Consider the following 26,682-nt stretch of genomic DNA (forward strand, 5'->3'; position numbering starts at 1 on the left):
TGTTTTATTTAAATTATAGTAATTTTGCCGTGATAATCACACAAAAAAATTGCGTTTACTTAACAACACAAAGTGTTAAAATAATGCGATTTTTTGAGGAAAAAAATATGAAAAAACAATTTGATCAAGTGATGGGTGTTTGCAGCGCCTCTTCCATGGTAGTGGGTATTATTATCGGCACAGGTATTTTCTTAACTGCCGGGCAAATTGCTACCTATATCGAGTCTCCTACTTGGATTTTAATTGCGTGGATCACGGGAGGAGCCATTGCCACAACGGGAGCCATTACCATGGCACAGTTGTCTTCGTTAATACCGCGCGTTGGTGGTTTGTACATATATATACGCGAAGCTTTTGGGGAATTGATGGCCTTTTGGTATGGCTGCATTTTGTTTTTAGTCCTACAATGTGGTTCCATTGCTGCTGTAGCAATGGGATTTGCGTATTATTTTGGCAACATATTCCCGTCCTTTTTTGGGGCCGATGTGGTGTGGTTGCACTTTTACGATTTCTCCTTAACCGCAGGACAAGTCACAGCCATATTCGCTGTGCTTGTTTTAACCTACATCAACTATATTGGAGCACGCTTAGGCTCCATAGTCCAGGTACTTCTCACTGTATTATCTATCGTAACTATTTTGGTATTTCTCGCCATCGCATTTACTGTGCCTAAGCCGCAAACTTTAACACTCTCGTTAGTAAATGCCCCTGATTTTAGTAAATTTTCACTCGCAATGATCCCTATTTTATGGACATTTTCCGGCTGGTATAACTTAAATTTTGCCGCAGAAGAAGTACAAAATACCTCGCGTACCATTACCATCTCTCTACTATCAGGTATGGCGGTAGTTACATTCCTATATCTTTTGGTCAATGTCGTGTACCTAACCACTCTACCTATACAACAAATTCAAAAAGAAACACAAATTGCATACACAGTAATGAATGTACTCATCGCCGATGGTGGCATATTTATTTCCGTTGCTATTGTTATTTCTGCTCTCGGAACATTAAACGGTCTCATTTTTGCTAGTCCAAGAGCCTACTTTGCGATGGCCAAGGATGGCCTTTTTCCCATCCTACCGGCGAAACTCCACCCCAAGCACAATACACCTCACAACTTTATTACCATACAAGGCTTGTGGGCGATTTGTCTGATTATTTTAGGGCAAGGAAGTTATAATGCCCTTTTTACTTACGTAATGTTTACCGGATTACTTTTTACCTCATTGGCGGGAATCGCCGTCATTGTCATTCGCAAAAAACAACCCATTGCCTTAGCCTGGGCGTATCCATGGATCCCCGTTTTCTTCACGTTGTCTTCCATTGGTCTCGCAGTAAATACCTGTTATTATAGCTTTATGGAATCCATCGTCGGTTTACTTATTGTGTTATTGACCTTTCCTTTGTATTTTTTGATAAAAAATAAACCTCACGGGAGTAGTGTATGACAGTCGATATTTTAATAGTTATTGCTTATTTTGCCGCAGTATTTTTTGTTGCTTTGCGCACCAAGGACAGTGGTGATATATCAAGTGAAGAGTTTTTTGTATGTTCGCGTAGTTTGCGTTGGCCATCTATTGCGATTTCCAGTATTGCCACCAACATTCAAGGATACCAATTTTTGGGAATGATGGGCTCGGCCTATATTTATGGACTAGCACAGGCAAATCTTGAAATCAATGCCGTGGACGGGAATTGGAAGGGCAAGATCTGGCTGTGGTGCCGCATTGGTAGGAACACCGCAGCAAATTCTACAAAAAATACAACGCTATGTAGATATGGGAATGCGTGCTTTTATCTTTTCTGGCTATCCACATATCGACGAATGTAAGATTTTCGCAGAAAAAGTGTTGCCGCATTTAAAAACAATTTCACTTCCTGAAGCCCAAAATCGCATTCCTAAACAGCCACCTCTAACGCCACTGGCGGCAGGCAAACGTAAGTAGTTCGTTTTCATATTGGTGCCCTCACCATCGAATAAGCAGTTACAGCTGTGCTGTAACCTGCTATTCTCATACCTCTCCCACAGGGAGAGGTGTAATGCTTCTCTTTTGATAAAAACAAAATTCGTTTGAGTTGCGAAACAAGAGTAGTGATGTAATATACTACTCCATTAATGTTGTGTTTGTGACATGCATTACAGGAAACAAATGGAAACAAATTAAGACGTGTTACGCCTCTCCCGTGGGAGAGGCATGAGACTTGTTGCTTTCAGCGCAGCTGAAATCTACAAGACGATGGTGAGGGCACCAATCACAAAACGAATCCCAACAACAAAAGTCCTACAACCACAACCATTCCACCGCTGAAAGCTACAAGGCGATGGTGAGGGCACCAATCGCAAAACGAACCACCACCTTACCGAAATCTCTAACGAATAAACCCCTGTATAGGAAGCGTAATCACCGCCTGATTTTTATTTGAAGTCTGTATCGTCACCGTACCGCGAAACTCCCCGCGTTTTTCTCTTCCGGAAACTTTCGAAAAGAATTTTATTTCATAGTACTGGTTTTCAATAATTGGAAAAATCTTTGCGGAAATAAACGGAAGAGAACACTTCACCGATGTAACCACGACTCTTTCGTTCTCCTCTGTGGGATATACCATTAAATTGCGCGATGCTTTCTTGCCTTTTCTCAGCATTCCCATAGCAATGTGTTCACGGCTCAAGCTAATATCTCCCGCTATTTTGGCGAAGAATGGCAAACTAATCACTTCTTTTTGCGGAATGTCAGTGGTAAAGACCAAGTTTCCGGTAGCTTTGCCAAAAGAAACCTCTTTGGATACGCTTACTTTTACCCAAAAGGCACGTCGCTTTCCCGGATAAAGCTTATCATAGGTACCATAACCGGAAGAGACCGTAAAACGATTGCGCATATTTGCTTCATTAATTTTTAGTGTTACATTTTTTACTTGAAAATTGGGATAGTTGAGCGGCGAAAGCCATATTTGTTTTTCTACTTGCTTACCACGGCGAAATTCACCAAAAGAAAGTATATCATCGGATAAGTGATGGTTGCGCAGTACATGGGCATCGAAACGTAGTACCAAAGGATTTGATTGCAAATTCGTATAGACGTGTACCTCTGTTTCTTGCGGACCTTGTTTGCCTTTAGGACTGTATTTCACTGTGATTTTTGTGCTTTTGCCCGGTGAAACATTACGTGTGTTTGGCTCAATGTATGTACAACCACAAAATGTTTTCACTTGAGTAATGTTCATCATTTTTCCGCTGACATTGCGCAATGTAAACGTACCGGTAACCTCATCGGTATCGCGTATGGTTTTTAGGTGAAGAATTTTAGGTGTAATATCGACAATTCCATCCGCAAAAACACACAACGGAAAAAACAGTAACGTAATAAGTAATCTATTCATAAAACCCCTGCATTTCTCTTTAGTTAGTAAAAAAATTATGGAGAGCACTGCAATAGAACCTTCCCCGCAGTCATGTTGTCTTCATATGTTTTTAAAGCGTTCTGGATATCATCCAACGGAGATTTTTGTTGGATATGAGTACTGAGATCACTACTGAGAAGTTTTTGCACTTTACCGGCAATACTAATTTTTTGCAGCAAACTTTTTTCTTTTAACCACTTACTGAGCCAAAAACCGCGCACAGTTTTTTCTTGAAAAATAAGATCTCCGGGATGGATGTTTACGGCTTCGCGTGATAGAGCGCCATAAACCAATAATTCCGATTTACGTGGCATCGCCGCGGCTATTTGTGCCGAAAGTTCTCCACTAACGGCTTCAAGAGCAATGGTCGCATGCAATTTATGACACAATTCGCTCAATGCTTCGTCAAAATCATCACGACTACTGTTGACTACATACTCCGCCTGCTCTTTTTCTTGCAGTAGTTTCACCTGCTCCTCACGACGTACTACGTTAATGACCGGTATGGAAAAACGTTTACCAAGACGTATCACCATTTTTCCCAGTGCACTGGCAGCTGCTGTTTGTACAATTGCCTTGTGGCGGCCAGCCAACGCTTCATCAACCATGCCCCACGCCGTCATTGGATTTACGATCATCATCGCGGCCTCATGATCAGCGACAAATTTTTTCAGCGGCATACAATAATCACTGCCTGTTAGCATATAGTTTGCCCATGTACCGCCACCGGTTTCTGTTGCTCCACATGCCACGCGTTTTCCTAACAAGAATTTGGATGTAAAACCTCCTCCTGCGGCAACAACAATGCCACACCCTTCAAAACCTGGAACAACGGGAAGTTCTTTTTTTACTCCGTACAGTCCCTTAGTGAACATTAAGTCCGAGGGATTTATTGGCGAAGCAATCATTTTGACAAGCACTTCTCCGTCTTTAGGCAACGGAACTTCTACCTCTTGAACTTCGACATCCGCTTGGTCTTCGTTATAACTCTTTAGAACAACCGCCTGTGCTTTTTGGGGAATCTCTTCTATTTTTTTCATCAAACAACCTATTCAAAGATTGCAAAACACTCTGTAAGAGTTTTTTGCAACTTACTTTCATCCAATTTTTCAGTTTCTTCTGCCAAATCGACATATTCCAAAACCAAATTACCATTTTTTTCATAGCTTACAAAATTTAAGTTGCCGTCAGCAAATGGTATTTTGGGAACAATTTTTGATAAATAATGCACTTGCAAACCCTCTTGGACTTGCACCTGTACCCTACGACGCTTTACCACCAATTGCATTGTGGAAATGACATCGTGTACCACATCTTTTTTAAAAGGTTCAAGGTCCACACCTGCGGCAGCACTCAATATGAAAATGGCTTTCTTTTGAAATATAGTTTCCAATTCGAGTTTTACTTTTTGCGCCGTGTATTTGCCCACGGTAAATTGCATAATCACTTCTATTATTTTGCTATTGTTGTAAGGAAAGTCAACAGCGATTTGTGCAGAATTCTTACCTTTTTTGCTGGTAAAGTCCGGCATGGGCATCGTATCAATGTTTTTAATCGCCGAAATTTTTCGTTTCGCGCGCTTTGATACAGGAGTTTGCCCTTTACTTTCGCTATTCTCTTCTTTTTTGTTTTTGCCAAAAAATGACATGAAACTAGTATGGCGTTTTCCAACTTCTTTTATGAATGTTGTGTAGACATGCTCTCCATATTTTTCTAGCGTATTTTTTAAATTTTCAATTCCTTGTTTAAAGATATCTAACGCCATCGCTAATTCTTGTAACATACTACTTAGAGCATGAAGCAAAGATACCTCTTCAATAAATTGGCCTTCTAGAATATCTTTGTTGAGTTTATTGTAAATTTTTAATTCATGCTCAAAATTCTCAAAACGATTTTTTGTTTGTTCTTTGCTGTGATCTATTTGCTGTATAAAATGATCGAGTTTTTCGATCATTTGTTGCGCAAAAGAATCTACAATGCTGCACACAGCCTCTTTTAAATCATTTTCCGCAATTTTTTTTCCATAAGCATTGACTTTTGTGGAAAATTCCGTACGCAACATTGGAATCATACGACTTTCAACTAGCTTACCGATTGCTTCATGAATGTAGTCGAGTGTCGTAGCGATACTGTCAAAAGAAATTTTAAAATCCGGATCTTCGTAATATAGTTGCGATTGACTCACCATATCCTTTAAATTGATCAAGTCGTCTAGAATTTTTTCCTCGAGCTGGATTCGGTATTGGCGTACATCTTGTTGTACAAATTGTACAAATTCTGTCGATTGGTAATGCATTGTATCAATGCAATGTTCTACTTTATACTTCATTATTCATTCCTTTGATGTTATAATTAAATACATAAATCAGCAGCTTTTACTTATTTACAATAGGACCCTCATCTGTTTTTCGAGCTTAGAACTACCATTCAAGCAAAAGGGAATAATACTAAAATGCCCGTTAATAATCGTTTTTTGGCCTCCATTCAAAACATGGATACCCGATCTGAAGTTGCCAAGCACTCGTTTGCAACAACAGAAATTATAGTTGTAGATATTAGTGATTTATTGTGGACTGCGAAAGAAAAAAATACGGCACAAAGTAAAATATCTCCCGTATACCAATGCAAAGTAGTGGGAGAGATCGTTGTAGCGAATAGGCAAATGATACTTCCCGATGATTTTTTAGTACTCACACCAAAAATATCTTCCACAATGAAATCATTAGAGGTAGCTCCGCCTGCGAAACAAGTATTAAAAAAGCAGGTCAGCAATGCCATTTGGATAGGTGCTAATGTTGAGAACTTATCGTGTGAGAAAGCTATTATCACCGATGCGAAAAACTTTGTTTATGATGAGGGATTAGAGGAAAGAGGGCCTCTATCCAAAAATGATTTTATTCAACCCAATATCGAAAAACCGAAAAAACTATCTCAAAGACAAATAATTCATATTGGCGAAAAACCCGCCAAGAATAACTTATGGAAACCACAGGAAAAGCAGGTAGATTTATTTAATAATGAGTTTGTGACACCCCCATCACAGAACGTCCCGCACTCTCAAGATTCGAAAATACACAATTCGCAGCCCCCAAAAGTACCGGTAAATAATGCCCATGTTTTACATCCACATCTACGACAAACTTCGCGGACCTCAATGAATTCGAGCATCGCTTACCAATATCGTTTTGAAGGACTATATGCACGCAATCGACTCGGAAATCTTTATTTTTGCCAAAATCGCAACACGAATGATCGACATCTAGCGCTTATCTTACACCGACAATATTCTTTTGCCAGTGTATCCACACTTCAGTCTTTGGCAAAATTACGCCATCGCTATATCTTGCCCGTAAAGGATATTGGGCTACACAAGGGACACACCGTTGTGTTCATGGCTGTAGATAGAATTACGCCTCTACGTATGTATATCAAAGAGAATGATCTGTCTATTCAACAAAAATTATACTTAGTGCAAGCGCTGATCACAGCGATTGAATATGCACATAGTTATAACATTCGCCACGGAAATTTGTCGATGTCAAATATATTTATGGACCCTCAAGGTTGTCCAAAAATAATGGGATTTGCGGTAAGGAAAACCAAGCCAACGCACATACCTGCAAATGGCTTAAAGCAACTAAGTTCTGCTTTGCCAAATCGACTGCGTATTTCCAAAAAAGATAAACGCAACGACCTAGTAGCCATAGGTTATATACTTTTTGAGTTACTCACCGGTAAAGCAGCCCTACGCCGCGACACAATGAATAAACTGCGTCGACGTTCCGATTTACAAGAAGTATCTTTTCCAAAACATTTACAAAAAACCATCCCGCGACAATTGCAATTTATTTGCTTAAAATCGGTAGACACTCGTGCCGATTACGGTTACGAAACATTGCATGACTTAAAGGAAGAGATCAATTCTTTACTACAAAATGATCATCACGATGAAAAGTGGGGATTTTATTCATATCGTCTGAAAACATGGTGGGGTAAACATCGCGATCGCGCCAATGTATATTTTATTGGCATCGCAATATTTATGAGTTTGTGGCTTGTACCTTCAAATTTGAAGGTACCTTCGATGTTTGATCCAAACGCTAAGGCGGAAGAACAAATTATTGCCGAGCTTATCGAGGACTTGCAAAGTAATGACAAGGTAACTTGTGTTCTCGCCATTAAAAAAGCGGCGGAGTTAGGAGAATCGGCCAAAAACGTACTTCCTCTATTGCAGCGTTTAACATGGCGTGATGAGGCCGTAATTAGTGAAAACGCACACGATGCCATCGCCGCGATTCGCAAAAAAATAAATGGTGGTGAATTACAAAACTTGGATAGTGATGAAATTCTCGCAATGTTGCAAAATCGCTTTTCTGATAAGAGACGGCAAGGTTTAGATGCCGTGGAAAAATTAGAAAAAGTAGAAAACCCCATCATTGAAAGTCTACTGTCTATCGCCTCATTTGATGCTTCCAGTCACATTCGCGATAAAGCAAAGTCCATTTTAGAAAAAATCAAATTAACTGAAAATAATTTCGTAACGTTCACCAAACTTTTAAGAAATCGTACCACTCATGTAAAACGTCTGGTTTTGAAAAAGGTATTGGCCTCCTCTGCTGTGGACAAAGAAAATATTATTCGATTGTCCATTGAATTTCTCGACGATTACAATTCATATAATCGCGGATTGGCGATTTCTTTTCTGAAAAAAGAAATCAATAATGAAGAAAAGTGGATTCGAGCGTTGGTACCCAAACTGCGCAAAGCAAATATTGAAATGCGTCAGGATATATATGAAATATTAGGGCGCATAACCCCCATACATCCAAAGAACTCTGCATATTTTGTAGAGCTTCTGCGGGAAAAAAACAGTTACGTCAATACATATGCGCAGCAAGCCTTTGCTCAAATTGATTTGCGTTATGCGCAAACAACACAGTACTTGCTGGAAGACGCTTATAACCGCGCTATAAAAACAGACAAAGAGTGGATCTTGCGTGGTTTAGCAGAAAACGATTATAAATGCCCAACGATCATACCTCTTCTCGAAAAAGCTTTACGCGATCCAAATGTTAGCGTTCGTAAATGGGGAGCCATTTGTGCTGGACGCATGCGACGAATGGCAGTGCCACTTATTCCTGAACTCGAAGCTTTACTAAAAGGACGTGCAGGAAAAGAAGCTCAAAAAGCCTTAGATAAAATCCGTTAAGATGAAATATTTTTACGACAAAATAGTCGTGGTAACTGGTGCAGGCTCAGGAATTGGTAAAGCCGTTTGCCAAATACTAGGCAAAGAGACCTCCGCCATTGTGATTGCCATTGATATAAATTACGATGCCTGCAAAAAAACGATACAAGAAATCAACCAAAATTTGCAACAAGCATTTGCATGCGATGTTTCTGATTTTGATCATTTTTCGCAAGTCATCGAAAAGATTTACGCTAGGTTTTTACGCATAGATATCTTATTCAACAATGCCGGTATTGGAATTGCGGGAGAAATAAAAAGTCTAAATATCGACGATTGGTATCGAATCATCGACACCAATATCAAAGGTGTTATCCACGGAACACATCTGGTATATCAAAAAATGCTACAACAAAAACAAGGCCACATAATAAATATTGCGTGTTTAGCAGGCCTCATTCCCTTTCCCGATGTAACGGTGTATTCGATGAGTAAGCACGCAATCGTAGGCTTTTCTTGCGCTTTGGCTTTTGAAGCAGCAAAATACGGAATTCGCGTTACCATGGTATGCCCCAGTGCTGTCGACACCGAAATCGTTCATAATAGTAAATATGTCGGTATGTCGGAAGAATTTGTCGAACAAATGTGGCGAAAAATACCGAAAATGAGTCCGGACCGCTTTGTTTTTTTAATGCTACGCAAAGTTGCGCGCGGAAAAAAAGTGATCTTGCTTCCCTTTTCTAGCAGATTCGTTTGGTGGCTATATCGTCTTTGTCCCAGTGTTGTTCTGCGTTGTCTAGCTATTGGTGCCAAATGGGCAAAAAGTAAGGAAAAAACATGAACATTATCACTGTCAATGATACCACTGCGAAAAGCAGTATACAAACAGCGACATTCGCCTTGGGCTGATTCTGGGGTCCTGATGCCCAGTTTGGGTGTATCCCTGGAGTTGTCAGTACCCGAGTAGGCTATGCCGGAGGAACTATCGATGATCCAACGTATCGCAATATGGGAGACCACATTGAAACACTTGAAGTGGACTACGATTCGCAAGTAGTTTCTTTCGCGGACCTGCTCGAAGTTTTTTGGAAAAGTCGTCGCCATGACCGTCCACCATATTCGCGACAATACAAAAGCGCTATTTTTCCACATACACAGGAACAATCGCATATCGTACAAGAGACACAAAAGGCATACAAAAAAAAATATCAGGTGTCGTATGTCGAAGTCATCGAAAAGTTTACGTTTTACATGGCAGAAGACTACCATCAAAAATATTGGTTGCAGCACACGCCTTTTTTGCTCATGCTCTTTTACAAAGTGTATAAAGACGATCTAATGCCAACATTGTTCCGTTCTACTGTCGCGGCGAGAGTAAATGGTTACATCCGCGGCTATGGTAAATTTTCTCAAATACAAGCTGAATTTCCCAAATTTAATTGGCCACAGGAAAAACAACAAGAAATACTTGCCTTTCTTGAAAAAAGAGATCTATAAATGGAAGTGATTATTCTCAAAGAACCACAACAAATCGCAAAGAAATGTGCGGATATTTTCCAGGAAACCATTTGCCAAAAACACAATGCTGTTTTGGGATTGGCGACCGGAAGTACGCCAATTTTATTGTATCGCGAATTAGTTGATCGATACCAAAAGCAACTATTGTCTTTTGAAAATGTGGTTACTTTTAATCTAGATGAATACGTTGGATTAGCCCCTGAGCATCCACAAAGTTATTCTTATTTTATGCAGCAACATCTATTTAAATACATAAACATTTCCTCTAAAAACACACATCTACCAAACGGAATTGCCCAAAACCCCATTCGCGAAAGTCGTGAATACGAGGAGAAGATACGCGAATACGGCATTGATTTACAATTACTCGGTCTTGGCAGCAATGGACACATCGGCTTCAATGAACCAACATCGAGCCTCGGATCGCAGACACGAATAAAAACACTTGCACAACAAACCATCGAAGATAATAGTCGCTTCTTTTCCGCAGATGAGTTCCAACCCACGTTAGCCATCACCATGGGGATTGGTACCATTATGTTTGCAAAACGCGTTGTCCTATTGGCCATTGGAGAAAAAAAAGCACGTGCTATCCAACAAGCCATTGAGGGACCAATAAGTGCGTGGTGCCCAGCTTCCGCCTTACAAATGCATCCGCATACTACTTTTATCATCGACGAAGAAGCGGCGCAGTTTTTACAGATGAAAGACTACTACCACTGGGTTTACAAACAGCAACAGCAACTACTGCAAAAATTACACAACGAAAAATAGGAAAATCTTATGAGTGAGCGACGTTCTTTTTTGTCCTGGAGTATATTTCGTCCAGTAACTGTAACCATGTTTTTTGTCGCATTTAGCGTTGCCGGAGTCATTGCATATAAAAGTATTCCACTACAAATGATGCCCGATGGTATCACGTGGCCGGTATTAACAATTTCCGTAAGTTATGACAACGCAAACCCTTCCGATGTAGAGAAAAAAATTACACGCCCCATTGAAGAAATGGCCGGAACAATTCAAGGGGTAAAAAAAATTCGGTCGCGTTCTTCGAGTTCAGGCTCACGGGTGCGACTTTTTTTTGATTCTAGCGCTGATCTAAATGTAATGTACAATCAATTACAAGACCGCATGGAACGACTGATGGTCGATTTTCCGGAAGATGTTACACGCTACCGCATTCGCAAATTCAATTTTCAAGATTTTCCCATTCAATATCTGGGAATCTCATTAAAGAATGAAGACAAATCGTTAAGTCCCCAAGAGTCTCTCAAACAGCTAGTAGACTATTCCGCTCTTTTCGAGAGAACGGTTCTGATGCGTTTAGAGCAAGAAGATGGCATTGCCAACGTCGAGTTGCATGGAACGTACAGTAAAAAAATATATATAGACCTAATTCCCGACAAAGTGGCAGCATATCATGTCAATGTTTTTCAACTGGTACAGCGTTTGCGCAATGCAAACTTAAACCTTACCCAAGGAAAACTACTCGATGATCGCGGAACCTTTTTGGTACGTTCTCTAGGCAAATTTACCTCGCTAAATGATATTCGCGACTTTCCGGTAAAAGAAGGAATAAAGCTAAAAGATATTGCCGATATATTTCTTGCCAGTAGTCTGCGCAGTTTCCGAGTACGCATCAATACTCTTCCAGCGATGTTTTGCGAAATTTCCAAAGAATCAGGAGCCAACACCGTAGAGGTATGTCGCAAAGTAAAAAAAATTATTGCCAGCTACGAACAAGATCCTCGCTTTGAAAAATTTGCGTTTACTTTTTTGCACAGTGAGGGGGATGCGATCGAAGAAGCATTGACCAACTTGCAAGAAACGTTGCTGTGGGGCGCTTTTTTTGCTGTGCTGGTATTATTTTTTTTCTTGCGCAGTGTACGTATGACATTTGTCATTACTTTCTCCATCCCTGTTTCTCTTATGATGGCATTAGTGGTGGTGCATGCCTACGGCGGTACGCTAAACCTTATTTCGCTTATGGGGTTTACTCTGGGCGTTGGGATGTTGCTCGACAACGCCGTTGTTGTCGTGGAAAATATTTATCGTCATCTCGAAAACGGATTATCGTTATTGGACGCCGCCGTAAAAGGTGTCAATGAAGTGGGGCTTGCTATTTTACTGGCGACCTCGACAACCCTGGTTGTTTTTATCCCCTCCATGGTAATGACCGACGGATCTGATAGTATATTCATGATCGAAATGGGAGGAGCTGTGTGTTATTCTTTGGTCGCTTCCCTCATTGTCGCCCTTGTATTTATACCTCCCGCGGTATATACGATGGAAAAGCGCAAAAAAACAGTAAAACGCTTTTTTATTTTTGAAAAGATTGTCTATAAAAGTAGTCGTGCCTACTACCACACATTGTCTTGGGTAATGGCCCATCGTTTTGAGACACTGTGTTTTATATTGATTCCACTCGCTTATTCTACATGGCACATAAGTGAAAAGATAGGTGTAACCAACCAACAACAGGGCTCTCAACGAGAAATGCGTGTGCACTTTTCATTTACGGATAGCCAAGACATCAACAAAAATAGTGAACTTCTCCTTAAAATAGAAAAAGCCATTCTCGCCAAAAAAAATGAGTTAGAAATCATCAATTTTCTCTCTTTTTCACGTGATGATTCGGCACGCATTCGTTTTTGGTTTACAAAAGGAGACGACATAAAACGCACTACGAACGAAATCGCCCAAGATATACAGAAACTCATTCCGCCGTTACCTGGTGTTGCCGTACGTGGTAATTGGCGAAAATCTGGCGGTGGTGGTGGGGGGGACCAAGAAGAAGGAGATGTCCCCATTGTACTACGCGGCGAAAATCCGGAAACCTTACGTGACATAGGCAGAGAAGTAGAAAAACTCCTAGTCAATATTCCAGAATTATTAGATGTAGGGGTAGAAGAAAGTGAACAGTCCGAAGAAATTATTCTTTACCTAAACCGCGACAGAACAGAACGCTACAATGTTTCTCCACGGCAAACAGCAACGACCGTTTCCTATGCATTACGTGGATCTATCATTTCACAGTTTCAGATAGACGACAATGAAATCCCCATCGAGATCCAATTTTCACAATCGCTCGTTGCCAATGCCGACATGTTGCGCGATGTTAAGGTGTATAATCGCGACCAAGAAGAAGTGGCCCTCGGAACCTTAGGCAAAATACTATACGAAAAAGGTTTCGCCACAATACGTAGGACGGATCGCAAAACGACCTACACAATCAACGCTACCGCCAATAAAAGTGATTTAGGTATTTTGGGAGAAAAAATAGATAAAGCTCTCAAAACCTTGAAATTACCACGCGGTTATACCATAAACAAAGAAGGACGTTTTATTGAATTGGAGGAAAACCAGGACTCTTTTATGAAATCGATGGGTTTAGCGGTTGTTCTTGTTTTTTTACTCATGGGCTTTTTATTTGAATCCTTCGTACTGCCATTTTCCATCATACTGTCCATTCCCTTTGCCTTTATAGGTGTATATTGGACTTTATATCTCACCAGTACACCGATTAGTATGATGGTTTATCTGGGGAATATTATCCTTGCTGGAGTTGTGGTGAACAATGGAATTGTACTTGTCGATTACATAAATCGTTTACGCAACGAAGGAATGGAGCGCTCGCAGGCAATTTTAGAAGCCAGCTTTGCGCGATTTCGTCCCATCATGATGACGTCTCTAACAACATTGTTTGGGTTACTCCCTATGGCCGTAGGAACTTCAGAGTTTGCAGGCACACCTTATTACCCTCTCGGAAGAACGGTTATTGGTGGTTTGACAATGTCAACTCTTCTGACATTATTAATCGTGCCAATATTTTATGTATTTTTTGATGACCTACGCAATACTTTTTTACGTCTAATTACAGGAGTCTTCATAAAAAAGTAAGGTTTAACTACACCGCTTGAAAAAAACTTGCGCTTGCTTGCTATGTCGTATAGAATAACCCATGAATCTCATGCATCATATTGGTAATTTATAGTGGAAGGTGAAATAGTGTTTAGCCGCAAATTTATATTTTTATGTACGTCTTTTATCTTCTTGACGTCGTGTTCGCTTCTCAGTACGATTTTTAAACCAGATTTGGAAGAAGAAAAGCGAGACCGTTTTGAAGTTGCCACTGGTCACAAACTAATGAGTTTATATGAAAAGCAGGATAAACTTGGCTATGTCTTTGATCAGGGAACTTTTATCAAAAATATTTGGGGTGGCAAAAAAACAGAATCACATACTGGCCAGTCGATTACTCTAACATACACTCGCAAAGATTTCGACAAGCTAAAGTTATTTTTGGGAGACAACTTTAACGTAGGGCCGAGCTTAGAAAGTGTTCATCATGTCAATGTTGATTTAGAAGACATTCGCAAATATGAGCTTGTGGACATCCAACCACTTGTGGAGTATATGGGAAAAAATAGTCTCGGACTTATCCGCAAAGATTTTGTGGTATCCATGATCAAGGTATCGCGCTTTACGATACGTGCCTACGAAAAAGTTATGGGACAATTTGGTGCAGAATATCGCCCATTTTCCATGCTAAAGGTAGGAGGTAAGACCGGCGTCTCTGTACATCGCAAAGACGAACAAATTGGCTACAATGTATTTATTGGCTATAAACTCTACAACGGGAGCGAGTGGTGGGATAACAATTTTGAATCACTTCCTAAAGTGGGTGTCATTGTCGATCAACCGAAAACCGAAAGTACGATTGACCGTGTACGCGCTAGAGTAAAGGGAAAAATTGCCCAGTACAACAGTTTACCAGAAGACGATCGCAATTCACTGCGCATGTATATCATGACACGCAGTGAGTATGAAGATGCTTGGACATTACAATCAAAGGCCATCGTAGATACCGAAGGTTATTTTGAAGGTATCGTAAAACTGGGAACCTTAGAAAGTGGAAATGGACATCGTTATAGTATTGCCACTTTTGTGACCTATTTCGATATCAATCGCGATGTAAATTCACAAATACCATTTTTGCCTTTCAATAAAGGTAAATACGTTATTCGCGTAACGAGAAAAGATGTATTTTAATTTCATCCTTTAAACTAGAAGGCTGACAATCATGATGTTTCACACAATAGTTACACATGAACACCCTGATTTAGATGCAATGCTATGTTGTTATCTTCTCAAAAAGTATGGTAGCAATCGCTACCAAGGCTTACAAGAGGCAAAAATTTTATTTTGCCCCGCAGGACGATTACCTGGTGGTAAAACTCCTGACGAATTAGAGGCGGAGGGAATTTTAGCCGTAGATATCGGTGGTGGACGTTTAGATACACACCCCTCCGGACATAGTATCAGCGAAGAAAAAAAAACTTTGTCAGCCGCAAATTTAGTCGCAAAAGACTTAGGGGTTCACGACGAAGAACGACTGGAAAGTTTACTAGAATTTGCACGAATTCATGATAGCTTGGGAAAATCCTTACGTTCGCGAAATCCAATCGATCACTTGATGGCGCTTCCGAACTTAATCCGCGGAGCATCCTTTCATTTCGGAACTTCGTTTGAGAACATTACGACATTTTTTTTCAAGATCTTTGAAGCAATAGAGCATGCACACAGCGCAACACGTGAAGACTTCTTTGACAATGATTCTTGCGTATTAAGCGTTCACGAGAACACTATTTTTTTACCTAAAAAAGCTCACCTACGCACTTTATTTGCTTGTTATCTTTTCAAAAGATATGGAGAAAAAGAATACAATTATAGCTTTGACAAACCTAAGGATGGTACACAACAATGGCACACTATTGCCGAGGTGATTAGCTATTGTCAGCTACAAGAAAAACAATCTCTGGGAAAAATTATTGATTTTGTCGAACAAATTAAACCGCAACGTTTTTTGCTAAGCTCCAAGTTTCCCATGGATGAAACGGTAAGTCTCATTAATATCATTCGTGGTTTTTATGCACAACACAGCGATGATCTAGCACAGTGCATTGATGAAATTTTTCTATTGTTAGACTATATCGTCGCACACGAAGAAAACTGGTACAATGCCATTGCCGAATATCAGGAAAAGAGACAACTCTTTACACTACGCGATGCTAAAGTGGTGGTTGTTTCGGCAAAAATAGGTGCTGTTGCCAAAGTGGCAAGGTGGCTAGATAAAGCAGATTTAACCGTATTTCACGACGAAGATAAACAGCACATAAGCGTATCCGTAAATCGCACTGGAAAACTACGAAAATTGAGATTAGGACGTCTAGCTTCCAAAATACGTATGGCAGAAATAAACATAAACAAAGAATTTGCGGACGTAAGAACAGATAACTTGCAAGCAATAGGTGAAATCGCGGGGTGGTTTTTACATCAATCAGAGAAATTACTTATACACGGTTCTCCCAAAGCACATCGCGAACCTTCGCAAATACCATTTGCGGTCACGACCGAACTTATACTATCAGAAATAGAATTTGAAAAAAAACTTCCCGATATGTTTTGTCCTAAAAACAAGTGCCTACATAAGCGGTGTTGTTTTTACACTTTACGTTTACCCAATTGTTTTCACCACCGACGTTTGTGTGAAAAAAAACAAAATTTTAATGGAAAGTCAAAATCATGAAAAAGTTAATGACAATTTTATTATGTGTTTTACTTAGTAGCTTTGTTTTTGGTGACACCATTTTCTTCAATGATGGTACAACGCGCAAAAACGTCGTTGTAACCAAGGAAACCTATGACAAAGTAGAATACTACTTTAAAGATGCTGGAGCAGGGAGCAAACAACAAGTCGGACAGCACCGTGTCAAAGAAGTTCAGCGATCAGAGGTACCCAACGATTTTCAGATCGCCGAAGGGTATTTTTCGCAAAAAGCATATGAACAAGCACGTAGAGATTACCAACGTGCCATGCGAAGTCGTGATTGGACAGAGCAACATTGTTTATTTCGCATCGCCGAAAGTTACCGTCTAGAAGGCAAAACCAGAGACGCGATAAGTGCATACAAAAACGTGATTAGCAAATTTCCAAAAGGACGTTACCTACCAGAATGTTACTTTTACCAAGGAGAAGCTTTTTTTGCTGCCAAAGATTGGCGTAGAGCTGCAGGAGCTTATTTTAAAGCCGCGAAATTCTATTCGCAGATCAAAAAGAAAGACCAAGCATACGACGCCAAATACAAAGTAGCCTTTTGCGAGGAAAAACGCAAGGCTTATGGTAAAGCAGTCCAAATGTATAAGTCTCTAATCGGTGGCCTGGAAAAAGATCACAAAATGTATAACAAGGCCAATGTACGCATCGGTTTGTGTTTACTTGGTGAGAAAAAATATCGCGATGCCAAACGTCATCTATTGAAAATCATTAATGACAAAAACATCAAGGACCCGTTTGTCTTAAGTGCTGCCTACGTGGGAATGGGTGATTACTATCGCGAAGGTAACGCAGAAAATGATTCAAAAAAATCTTTGCTTTGCTACATGCGCGTTATTCTCATGTATTCGGGAACGAGCGATGATATGGCACGTGCATATAGAGGTGCCGCGGTTTGCTTTAAACTAATGAAAAACGCAAATAAAGCGCGACAAATGGAACAGCAAGCAGCGAAATGGGAATCTAGCTAAATTCCACGAATAAGTGCCCTATTGCAAGTACCATGTAGCTACTCATAGTTATGAGGTTGTGGACAATGCCATTCCCGCTTCCACGGGAAACTAACAGCCCAGAGTTGTCATTCCTGCTTTCGCAGGAATCCACAGTACAAAGTTGAAATTGTAATTGCCTGGATCCCTGGTCAAGCCAGGGATGACAACTTAGAATTACTTTAGTGTTGTAGCAACAAAAAATTTAAAATTATGATCGGCAATGCAATTGGGGTTATTGTATGAATGTAAACCTTATGCGAGTAAATTATGGCAAGGCGAGAAGATTACTTATTAAGTAGAATGCTACTGACAGATGGCACCGTTTCTCCACAAAATCTTTCCAATATTTTGTTGAAATGGCATGTCAATTCTCCCAAATCTCTACTACAAACCATCATCGATGACGGACTTGTTACCGATGAAGAAGGACAGGGATTGACGGTTTGTATCGACAAACTGACAGAAAGAGTCGAACACCAAGACGACCTAGACAAAATAGATTTTATACTTTGTCAAATAGCAATAAAAAGAAACTTCACTACTCCAGAGGTCGTGACGGAATATCGCAAAAAACTAACCGGAAAGAAACGTGAAGGACTTTCCACATCAGAATTACTTGTTCAAGACAATGTGTTAACAGGTAAAGATTTTATCGAACTCAAAAGAGCGGCAGAACAAATTTTTTACCATAGACGCATCGTGGCTCTAGCAAGAGGGAAAGAAAAAACCAAAGTATTTCTTTCACCTGGTCGTTTTGAAGAACAGGGAAAACAATCGTCCTCACGCCGCTCCGCAGCGATACAAAAAGCATTAAGCGATGTGAGAGCTGAAAAACAAGCTTCTCCTGCGCCAAAGCGCAAAAGAGGAAGATCTCTTCCCAAAGAGTTTGGTGCTTACGAAATTTTAGGCGAAATTGCCAGCGGAGGAATGGGAACTGTTTACCAAGCGCGACATAAAAAACTCGATCGTATTCTGGCGTTAAAAGTTCTCAACGAAGAAAACGAAACTCCTGAGCGCATAAAAAGATTTTTACGCGAAGCCGATGCGGCAAGCCGTTTACGACACCCAAATATTGTGAGTATATATGAAGCAGGAGACTTCAAAGGCCGCCATTTTTTCTCGATGGATTATATCGATGGTGTGCCTCTTAGCGTACTGATTCAAAAGCGCAAAAATGTCGATTTGGAAGATTTGCTAAATATTGCCGCGGAATTGTCGCGGGCTATTCACTACGCTCATGAGCAGGGGATTATCCACCGCGATCTAAAACCCGCAAATATCATTATCGATATGGAAGGTCATCCGCAAATTACCGACTTTGGTCTTGCGAAAATAATGGATTCGCGTTCACGCCTTACAAAAAGCGATACCATCATCGGTACACCTTTTTACATGGCACCAGAACAAACTCGTGGAGAAAATCACTCCATTCGCGCCACTACAGATATATGGGGTGTAGGGGTAATTCTTTATGAAATGATCACCAAAAAATTACCTTTTGTCGGGCGTTCGAGTATCGAACTATACCATAAAATTAATAATCTCGACCCAATTCCCCCGAGTAAAATAAATCCACTTTTAACACGCGAATTAGACTACATTGTACTAAGATGCATTTCCAAAGATGTCGAAGATCGTTTCCCCTCGGCAGAAGCTTTAGCAACATATATCGAGAATTATCTAGATGGTAAACCGATTGCTATCCGCGAAACCCCTATGTGGTGGCGAAAGCTACGACGTTTTTTCAAACGCCACAAGTGGTTTATTTTAGTGGCCATAAGTGCCATTATATTGGGTTGGGCGTGTGGATGGTATTTACTCACAAAAATACGCAACTGATATAAGCATAGACTATGAGCATTACATCCATCACCATACTATTTATAGTTTTGCAATCGCTAATAACATTGGGAAAGGTCGCAGCAGAGGTCTTACTTCTCGATGAGGAAGTAACATACTATGGAGAATTTGCCTTAAGTACGCTGACTTGTGTTGTTTACTATTTCACCTTGCTACCACGAGGCGCCTCTCCCATTGTTTGCTGGTTTTTGGCCTCTATATTCAGTGCTATTTGCCTTATCATTTCCTGGGGACTTCCGAAAGTTTTAGATTACTTTTTCGGTTGGGGAGAAGAGGATATTCCTCTACCAGTAACTTTTCCTTTACTGACAGCATGGATACTATTTCTATGTTTTCTCCCCAGTGGTCTAGGAGCCACCATTGGTATCCCGCAGTTATTCTCTGGAAAGATCACCTTCTTCATCGTAATAGCTCTGACACAACTCATTACTGCAGCACTCGTGCTGTTCATTTCGTACTATTTTGAAGATGAACACGCGACGATGGCCATTGATGCCCTTTTTAGTATAGGCATGGCCGTTCTCATTTGGTCTCTTCTCCATGAACAAACATCACGTGGCCAGGCGACGTTTCTCACATTCATCATCATCATCGCAATCAACATCGAACTCATTGGAATACTATACTTTGCCGCACACTATTTGGAAATCGGAGAAATAGACGACTCTTTTTGGAAAACGCGCCGTTATATTTTTAGCAGTCAACTCATCGCTGTCGTTGTCATATACTTTTTTCCCCTCTTACACGGAATTTTATCTCTTATCGACAAAGTTATTACATGAAACTAGCAGAATTCATCACCGAAATCGCCATATACGGTCTCATTATTTCTCTAATGATTCATCATTTTTGTTTTCAGTCTTTCAAAGTAATGACGCGCTCCATGGAAGCAACACTCATTGGCGACCCGAACTGTGGCGACCGTATATTGGTCAAAAAATACGCCTATGAGTTTAAAAAACCTAAGCGTTGGGAAGCCATCGTGTTTTTTTACCCGCACAATAACCAACAAATTTTTATTAAGCGTTTAATTGGCCTGCCTGGAGAAAAAGTACACATTCGCAATGGTGAAATATACATAAACAATATTCTTGCTCGTAAACCTAGTAGTGTTGTTAACCAACTACTCTATCCCGTATACCAGCCCCAACAGCCCTTTAAAGAGAACTGGCAATACAGCGAAAAATGGCAAATTGACAAACAGCAATATAGCATAAACACCAATAAACTAGAGTGGTGTAAATACAAGCATGTTGTCACCAATCGCTACGAACCGATCAATAATAGACGCTTCTTTCATCGCCAACAATACGCATATCCTGTGGGCGGAGGCCTGCGTGTAGGAGAAATCCGTTTTGCCATACGTTTCAAAATGCGCAGTGATACAGGAAGCATTCGTTTGGAACTACGCGAAGGGGAGTATCGGTTTTTATGTACGATTGATACCGCGCAAGCGGGACAACTTCACAAATACATTGGTGAAGACGATACAAAAAAACAATCCGTTCACTTCAAAGCCAACTGGCAAAAAAATAGCTGGCATTCACTAGTGTTTTCCAATATCGACGACTTGGTTACTTTGGAGATCGACAGCAAAGAGGTCGCGAAACTCGACTATTCCCAAAAACAACAGCAAGCACAACGCATAACATTTGACACAGCTTTTCGCTGGGGAGTAAGTGGCTCTTTCGAGTTAGAAAATGCCCAACTGTGGCGTGATATCTACTATATTAGTAAACGCGATTTTTTTGGTGGTCTAACAAGCTTTGAAGTACCCAATCATCACTACTTCGCATTAGGAGACAACCCACCTAACAGTCGTGATAGTAAGGATTGGCAACGTTTTTGTTTTTTTTATAAAAATGGAATCAGCATAGAGGGAGATCAAAAAAACTTCCCACATGGCAAAACACGAAAATTTACTGACATTTACGGTTTTGACAGAGATATTCCCCATGAGAACCTATTGGAAAATTATCTATCGCGCCAAGACGCACCATTTATCCCCCAATCGTACATCATAGGCCGTGCTGCTCTTGTATTTTGGCCCATTACTCGCGGAAAAATTATTTATTAATATGCGCTATTTACAGGAAACAGAATCAGTATTAAAACTACTGTATAAATTAAATCGCTACAGCGATGCACTCACCTATTACATTTACGTAGTGCCCATCTTTGTCAACAATACAGAAAAACATTCCAGCAGCTTTGCAAACTTTGGCGCTTTTTCCGTAGAACTCAAAGACAAACTATGCCAGTCGCGTTTTAGCGCAAAACCCACACGCCACGACGACCGCAGTTCCGTACTAATCGAAACCACAAATCGCTACATAATATGCACCCGCAGACAACAACGCACACTTCCTCCAAACCCTATTCACCATGAAGCGGTGTATCTTTCCTTTCCCGTTCTTGTGAAAGCCTAAACAGAAAATGCCTTCTGAAAAATCTATCTAATGAAAGACAGTTAATTAATTTATCCTGTCCATCCTGTTCATCCTGTCAAAATTGCGATTAAGACGTTGTCAAACTTTACATGTTGACAATTCTAACAAAATTACCCAAACTATAATCGTAACATCTTACGATTCAAAAAAATCTCATCCCCAGGAGTTTATATGAATAATTGTTATAAAATCGCATTACTGCTCACGTTTGTACTCTCATGCATAGCAGCGCAAAACGAAACCGCAACAAAGACGAGCGTGGCACATGCTGCGAAAACCCAATACTTTCGTTGGTATCAGTTATATGAAAGAGATATAAACGATGCCCGAATCGCCAACCAATTGTCTATTTTGGATAAAGACATCGAAATAGAAACAGTTGCGGGAAAAATGACAGGACGTGACAGTTATCCGAAGAGAGTACAGGCCTATAAGGACTGGAAAAACGCTCATCATGTTCAAAATGTAACGGTGAAAGAAAAAGAAGACGGTATGGTTCTTGATGCAGACATTATATACCAGTGTGTTCTACCAGATGGCAGCAAAAAAAATTTTGCATTGCATTACGACGCACATTTGAAAAAAACAGATGGTCTATTGCCCGTTTTCACCAAAATAAAAATCACCCCCAAAAAAGAAATGGAAAGCGCAGTCTTTGAAGATGCCTACCCACAAAATAGAATGAAATCCTTGATGCACTATTGGTTGTTATGTATGGAACAACTCGATGGTAACGTCACACCTTTTAAACAACTGCTCACCAACGAGTTCGAATTAAATTTCTCCACCAACAGCAAGATGACTTCTATCGATCAATTGGAGAAGTGGTTAAATGGCATGCCCATGCAACTACAAAGTAGTCAACACTTTCCACAAAACCTTACCATAAAATCTCTTGGAGAGAATAAATACCAAGTCAATGTAGAATTTGCGTGGCAGGGTGTGATGAAGAATGGCACCAAACTCAAAGCAACCACTGGACACGAATGGATTGTAGTGGATGACATACAGGAACCTTTTGCTAGAATTCAAAAAGTGACAGTAAAACAAGTAAAACCATTGCAGCAATACTAAATTAGCGATGTTTTCGTTCGTGGAAAGAAACTAAATTCACGAACGAAACCATTATTTTTTTCGCAAAAAATAAAACAACTCGATGCCAATAGCAATAACACTCCTGCAAAAAAATACCTTTTACCATGTAAACTATCCTTTTACAAAAAAACCTCAATGTATATAATATATATTATTACAACTACACAGCATCGTAATTAAATTTAATCTAGTACTTAGTAAAATTGGTTTGTAGGTATTGGTATTGGTATTGGTATCGGTATTCGTTTTCATATTGGTGCCCTCACCATCGAATAGGCAGTATCAGCTATGCTGATAACTGCGATTCTCATACCTCTCCCACAGGGAGAGGTGTAATGCTTCTCTTTTGTAAAAAACAAAATTCACTTGATTTGCGGACAAAACTGATCTCTAAAATCTTTGATGGATGCTATTCCCTGGACTGCAACAAAATAAAACAATGGAAACAATTAAGACGCGTTACGCCTCTCCCGTGGGAGAGGCACGAGACTTGTTGCTTTCAGCGTAGCTGAAATCTACAAGGCGATGGTGAGGGCACCAATATGAAAACGAAACCCTTATCTTAATTCAACAGTGTCAAACATCGCATACTAGAATATTCCAATACCGAAGAGGAACCAACTCAAAAGCACTAGTTCATCGCGAAGGGGGAAAATATGGGCATAGACAATCAAAAACAATCGGTAGTTCCTGTCATTAAACAAGTGCTAATGAAGCACAAAGAGCGCATCATTTTCGGTTGCGTCGCGCTCGTTGCCGCGGTGTACTTTCTAGTACCTGCGAGTATGTCAACTTTGCAAGAACAGCTTCTATCCGATGACCGTGTTGTCCAAAAAAACGCTTTAGACGAACTTAAGAATCGCGGAGAAGAAGCCATTCCCTATCTTATGTACGGATTAAATCATCCCAAATCACGTGTACGCAATCAGATTGTCAAACACATTCGCAAATATCCTGGCAGCGCATCTTTTTACCTAACCGATGTTGTCGAAGATCCTTCGTCTATATACAATCACCAAGCTAAACTATCAGCTGTACGTGCTCTCGGCAGTATGCGTGGAGATGTCGAGTCTCTATTGCAAAGACTTGTCGCCAACTCATCGACTCACGAAGACTTAAAACAAGAAGCCATGGGTAGTTTGGTCAAACTCAAACCTCGCATATACGAAAAGATATACTTTTACATGGACGGTCGCTGGTCGCGCGCCAATGAACTGATGAAACAAGGCTATATTCGTATAGAAGATGGCTGGGTATCCGTACAGTCAAAGTTTTTCGCAGTCGAGAAAAATTTAAACGAAGCTGCCGCAGCGCGAGACAACTTGAAAACCGCTCAAGAACAAATCATTCGCGATATACAAAATAATCACACCATTGAATTTGACCGATACTTAGCCGATTGGCAGGCAATGTTTGCCATGTACGAAGGGGCAAATACTACTTTTGTGTCTTTATTAAAGTCTCTCACTATCCGCAGTAAAAAAGCCGAAAAAACTTACAGTAACATGATGAAAGAGCACCTTGAAGAACTGCACAGCGAGACCACATCGTTTGTGGATCGTTTAACAGAACTCAACCAAGAAGGTCTCGTCACACGAGTTTTGGAAAAACAAACCAGACATTTTTCTGCGGTGAGCAAATTTGTGCTGTTTCAATATATAAAGTGGAACGACTTTGATGCACAAATGGCTCGTTGCAAAAAAAATTACTATGAGCTATCGCGCAAAAATACCCTTTTTATGTACTTAGACTATAAATTTTTCGGTATTTCGCGTGACAAAGCCCAACAAAATAAAATTGCCCATAGTATTGAAAATATTATCCGCGAAACAAATATATATTACAAAATTTCCTCGCAGACTCCGCAGCGAGATTCTGCAAGGCATTGGTTAAACTGCCGTTATCGCGAAGTGGATATGGGAAGCTACGACAAAGACCGTCCGTATGTGCGCCGCGTACGTGTATTGTGCCACTTTAGTTATTGGGTAAATGGTAACGAAGTATTGAACTGGGAACGCGTCATATCTTCTAGTCACCAGTTATCACTCCCCAAAGAACGAGAAATTGACGATGATCAAAAAGCAATTCTTCATGTTGCACGCAAAGATTTTCAGCAAAAACTTGAAAAATGGACTCCTGAAAGCTTTTCACTAGAAACACTTGCGGTCAAAAAAGCACCGCGAATCAAAATGTATGGGCAAAGTAGTGTAGATGTTGTGTACATGAAAAACGGTCGCAAATTAAAGGGACTTATTGCCAAAGAAAATTCCAAAGGTCTTGATCTAATTATGTTGAGTAGTAAGGCCGGAATCACCTCTTCATTGAAAATCAAAATTGCCAAGCGCAAAGTCAAAAAAATCAAACGCCTCGCCAAAGATATAAGAAGGCTACGCCTACAAGATATACGCACTTCGGAGAAACCTCTTATTGTCGATGAACAAAAAAGTAACGCAATTAACGTGGAAAAAACCAATTCGGAATACAGCCGCGCATGCCTTTTGTATCCTAGCAAATATTTCATGCTGTATTCGGACACCCCACAGGAATTCGTCCCACAAATTGCATTTCGCATCGAGGTAGCGTTTGCCGCCTATCAACAATATTTTCCGATAAAGCGTAACACCAATAAAAAAATAGACATCCACGTCTTCACCTCGACAACAAAGTACCAAAAAATTACCAAAGAAACCGTGAATGATGCAGTATACAACCGTGTAAAAAATCACATCATCGCTCGTTGTAATCTAGATAACTACCGAAAGTATCTAAAGGACTCCAAGAAAGACAACAAAGATGCCAAAGATGAGATAAAGAAACACAACGAAGCACTTGCTGAACTCAACAAAGAACTCAGCAGCAAAAGAGCGACTTTTAAACAACTCGACAAACAACTTGCACGCGGAAAAATTTCCCAAAGAGATTACAACGACGCCTATCGCAACACACGCATAGAGATAGATCGACTCAATAGTCAGATCAAAAAAATAGAGCGGCTCAAGGCAAAGTTGGGCGGTAAGCTGACCTCTGATCGTTCTAGCTCTAGAGATCGTTTGGACTTTATTGAATCCATGATGAGAATGATTTACCGCGAAATGTTCATTGCCTATACAAAAAATTACCTATTTACAGAGGAAAAAGTTGTGTACACTCCGCGATGGTTTTTAGAGGGCTTTGCACAGTATTTTGAAGATCTATATCTTTCTGGCGAGCGCGTCATTCTCGGTAAACGCGACAAGGATCGCACGAACTACTTTAACCAAGTTGCGGGACGCGATGAGCTGTCATTGCAGAAATTACTTGCCGCAGGCGACAACGATTTTGTGGTAACGTCACGTGAAAACATCAAGAGTTCCGACACCTATTACATTCAGTCTTGGGGAGTAGCATACTACATCACCACATTGACCAATATGAAACGCAACGACATATTTACGCCTTACATAGATAATATTTGGCGTGGAAAAGATCAAGAGCAAGCTTTTACGGAACTGGTGGGAATACCGATGACAAAATTTCGCCGTAAACTATTTGAATTTTATCGAGATTAATCCGTGGATGTGA

17 protein-coding genes and 3 pseudogenes are annotated in these 26,682 nt (G+C 40.3%); 17 read left to right on the forward strand and 3 right to left on the reverse strand.

The features are described 5' to 3' along the window. Positions 1 to 107: 107 nt before the first annotated feature. From UABAM_RS25535 to UABAM_RS34280, 3 genes and pseudogenes are all read left to right on the forward strand, one after another. On the forward strand, positions 108 to 1,451 hold the full coding sequence (locus UABAM_RS25535) for an APC family permease (protein WP_173013573.1): 1,344 nt from the start codon (positions 108 to 110) through the stop codon (positions 1,449 to 1,451). Beyond that, positions 1,448 to 1,753: pseudogene (locus UABAM_RS25540) on the forward strand (sodium:solute symporter family transporter); the annotation flags it as partial. The gene UABAM_RS25535 and the pseudogene UABAM_RS25540, both read left to right, overlap by 4 nt. Beyond that, positions 1,689 to 1,949: pseudogene (locus UABAM_RS34280) on the forward strand (LLM class flavin-dependent oxidoreductase); the annotation flags it as partial. The pseudogenes UABAM_RS25540 and UABAM_RS34280, both read left to right, overlap by 65 nt. A 424-nt stretch (positions 1,950 to 2,373) precedes the next feature. Here UABAM_RS34280 and UABAM_RS25545 read toward each other — a convergent pair. From UABAM_RS25545 to UABAM_RS25555, 3 genes are read right to left on the reverse strand one after another with little or no spacing between them, the layout of a single operon-like run. Next, positions 2,374 to 3,381, reverse strand: a complete 1,008-nt coding sequence (locus UABAM_RS25545; RefSeq protein ID WP_151970833.1) for a DUF1573 domain-containing protein — start codon at positions 3,379 to 3,381, stop codon at positions 2,374 to 2,376. 35 nt (positions 3,382 to 3,416) lie between these two features. Continuing rightward, the gene (locus tag UABAM_RS25550) at positions 3,417 to 4,442 is read right to left on the reverse strand and encodes a zinc-binding dehydrogenase (RefSeq protein ID WP_151970834.1); all 1,026 of its coding nucleotides are present in this window, start codon (positions 4,440 to 4,442) and stop codon (positions 3,417 to 3,419) included. Between the two features lie 8 nt (positions 4,443 to 4,450). Next, a complete protein-coding gene (locus UABAM_RS25555) occupies positions 4,451 to 5,731 on the reverse strand; it encodes a hypothetical protein (RefSeq protein WP_151970835.1) in 1,281 nt (426 codons plus the stop codon). A 123-nt stretch (positions 5,732 to 5,854) separates the two neighbouring features. Here UABAM_RS25555 and UABAM_RS25560 point away from each other — a divergent pair, with 123 nt between their 5' ends. From UABAM_RS25560 to UABAM_RS25625, 14 genes and pseudogenes are all read left to right on the forward strand, one after another. Further along, a complete protein-coding gene (locus UABAM_RS25560) occupies positions 5,855 to 8,611 on the forward strand; it encodes a protein kinase domain-containing protein (protein ID WP_151970836.1) in 2,757 nt (918 codons plus the stop codon). Position 8,612: 1 nt separating this feature from the next. Then, positions 8,613 to 9,431, forward strand: coding sequence for an SDR family NAD(P)-dependent oxidoreductase (locus UABAM_RS25565; RefSeq protein ID WP_151970837.1), 819 nt, complete (start codon positions 8,613 to 8,615; stop codon positions 9,429 to 9,431). A gap of 80 nt (positions 9,432 to 9,511) precedes the next feature. Then, positions 9,512 to 10,087 (forward strand): annotated as a pseudogene (locus UABAM_RS25570) (peptide-methionine (S)-S-oxide reductase); the annotation flags it as partial. Continuing rightward, on the forward strand, positions 10,088 to 10,882 hold the full coding sequence (nagB, locus tag UABAM_RS25575) for a glucosamine-6-phosphate deaminase (RefSeq protein WP_151970839.1): 795 nt from the start codon (positions 10,088 to 10,090) through the stop codon (positions 10,880 to 10,882). It begins immediately after the preceding pseudogene. Between the two features lie 9 nt (positions 10,883 to 10,891). Then, complete coding sequence (locus UABAM_RS25580; protein ID WP_151970840.1) at positions 10,892 to 14,008, forward strand: efflux RND transporter permease subunit; 3,117 nt, start codon at positions 10,892 to 10,894, stop codon at positions 14,006 to 14,008. A gap of 108 nt (positions 14,009 to 14,116) precedes the next feature. Further along, positions 14,117 to 15,160, forward strand: coding sequence for a hypothetical protein (locus UABAM_RS25585; protein WP_151970841.1), 1,044 nt, complete (start codon positions 14,117 to 14,119; stop codon positions 15,158 to 15,160). Positions 15,161 to 15,191: 31 nt separating this feature from the next. Beyond that, the gene (locus UABAM_RS25590) at positions 15,192 to 16,697 is read left to right on the forward strand and encodes a hypothetical protein (RefSeq protein ID WP_151970842.1); all 1,506 of its coding nucleotides are present in this window, start codon (positions 15,192 to 15,194) and stop codon (positions 16,695 to 16,697) included. Then, positions 16,694 to 17,695 (forward strand): tetratricopeptide repeat protein, encoded by a 1,002-nt coding sequence (locus UABAM_RS25595; RefSeq protein ID WP_151970843.1) that lies wholly within the window; start codon positions 16,694 to 16,696, stop codon positions 17,693 to 17,695. Before UABAM_RS25590 ends, UABAM_RS25595 begins: the two co-directional genes overlap by 4 nt. 288 nt (positions 17,696 to 17,983) lie before the next feature. Beyond that, entirely contained in the window at positions 17,984 to 19,555 is a 1,572-nt protein-coding gene (locus UABAM_RS25600; RefSeq protein WP_151970844.1) for a serine/threonine protein kinase, read from the forward strand. A 14-nt stretch (positions 19,556 to 19,569) separates the two neighbouring features. Further along, positions 19,570 to 20,358, forward strand: coding sequence for a hypothetical protein (locus UABAM_RS25605; protein ID WP_151970845.1), 789 nt, complete (start codon positions 19,570 to 19,572; stop codon positions 20,356 to 20,358). Beyond that, complete coding sequence (gene lepB, locus UABAM_RS25610; RefSeq protein WP_151970846.1) at positions 20,355 to 21,653, forward strand: signal peptidase I; 1,299 nt, start codon at positions 20,355 to 20,357, stop codon at positions 21,651 to 21,653. Before UABAM_RS25605 ends, lepB begins: the two co-directional genes overlap by 4 nt. A gap of 1 nt (position 21,654) precedes the next feature. Beyond that, positions 21,655 to 22,005: a hypothetical protein gene (locus UABAM_RS25615; RefSeq protein WP_151970847.1), complete on the forward strand. Its 351-nt coding sequence runs from the start codon at positions 21,655 to 21,657 to the stop codon at positions 22,003 to 22,005. Between the two features lie 192 nt (positions 22,006 to 22,197). After that, on the forward strand, positions 22,198 to 23,100 hold the full coding sequence (locus UABAM_RS25620) for a hypothetical protein (RefSeq protein ID WP_151970848.1): 903 nt from the start codon (positions 22,198 to 22,200) through the stop codon (positions 23,098 to 23,100). Between the two features lie 677 nt (positions 23,101 to 23,777). After that, entirely contained in the window at positions 23,778 to 26,669 is a 2,892-nt protein-coding gene (locus UABAM_RS25625; protein ID WP_151970849.1) for a DUF1570 domain-containing protein, read from the forward strand. The last annotated feature ends 13 nt before the right edge of the window (positions 26,670 to 26,682 follow it).

Origin of the sequence: Candidatus Uabimicrobium amorphum (genome assembly GCF_009002475.1) — a bacterium.
Lineage (GTDB): Bacteria > Planctomycetota > Uabimicrobiia > Uabimicrobiales > Uabimicrobiaceae > Uabimicrobium > Uabimicrobium amorphum.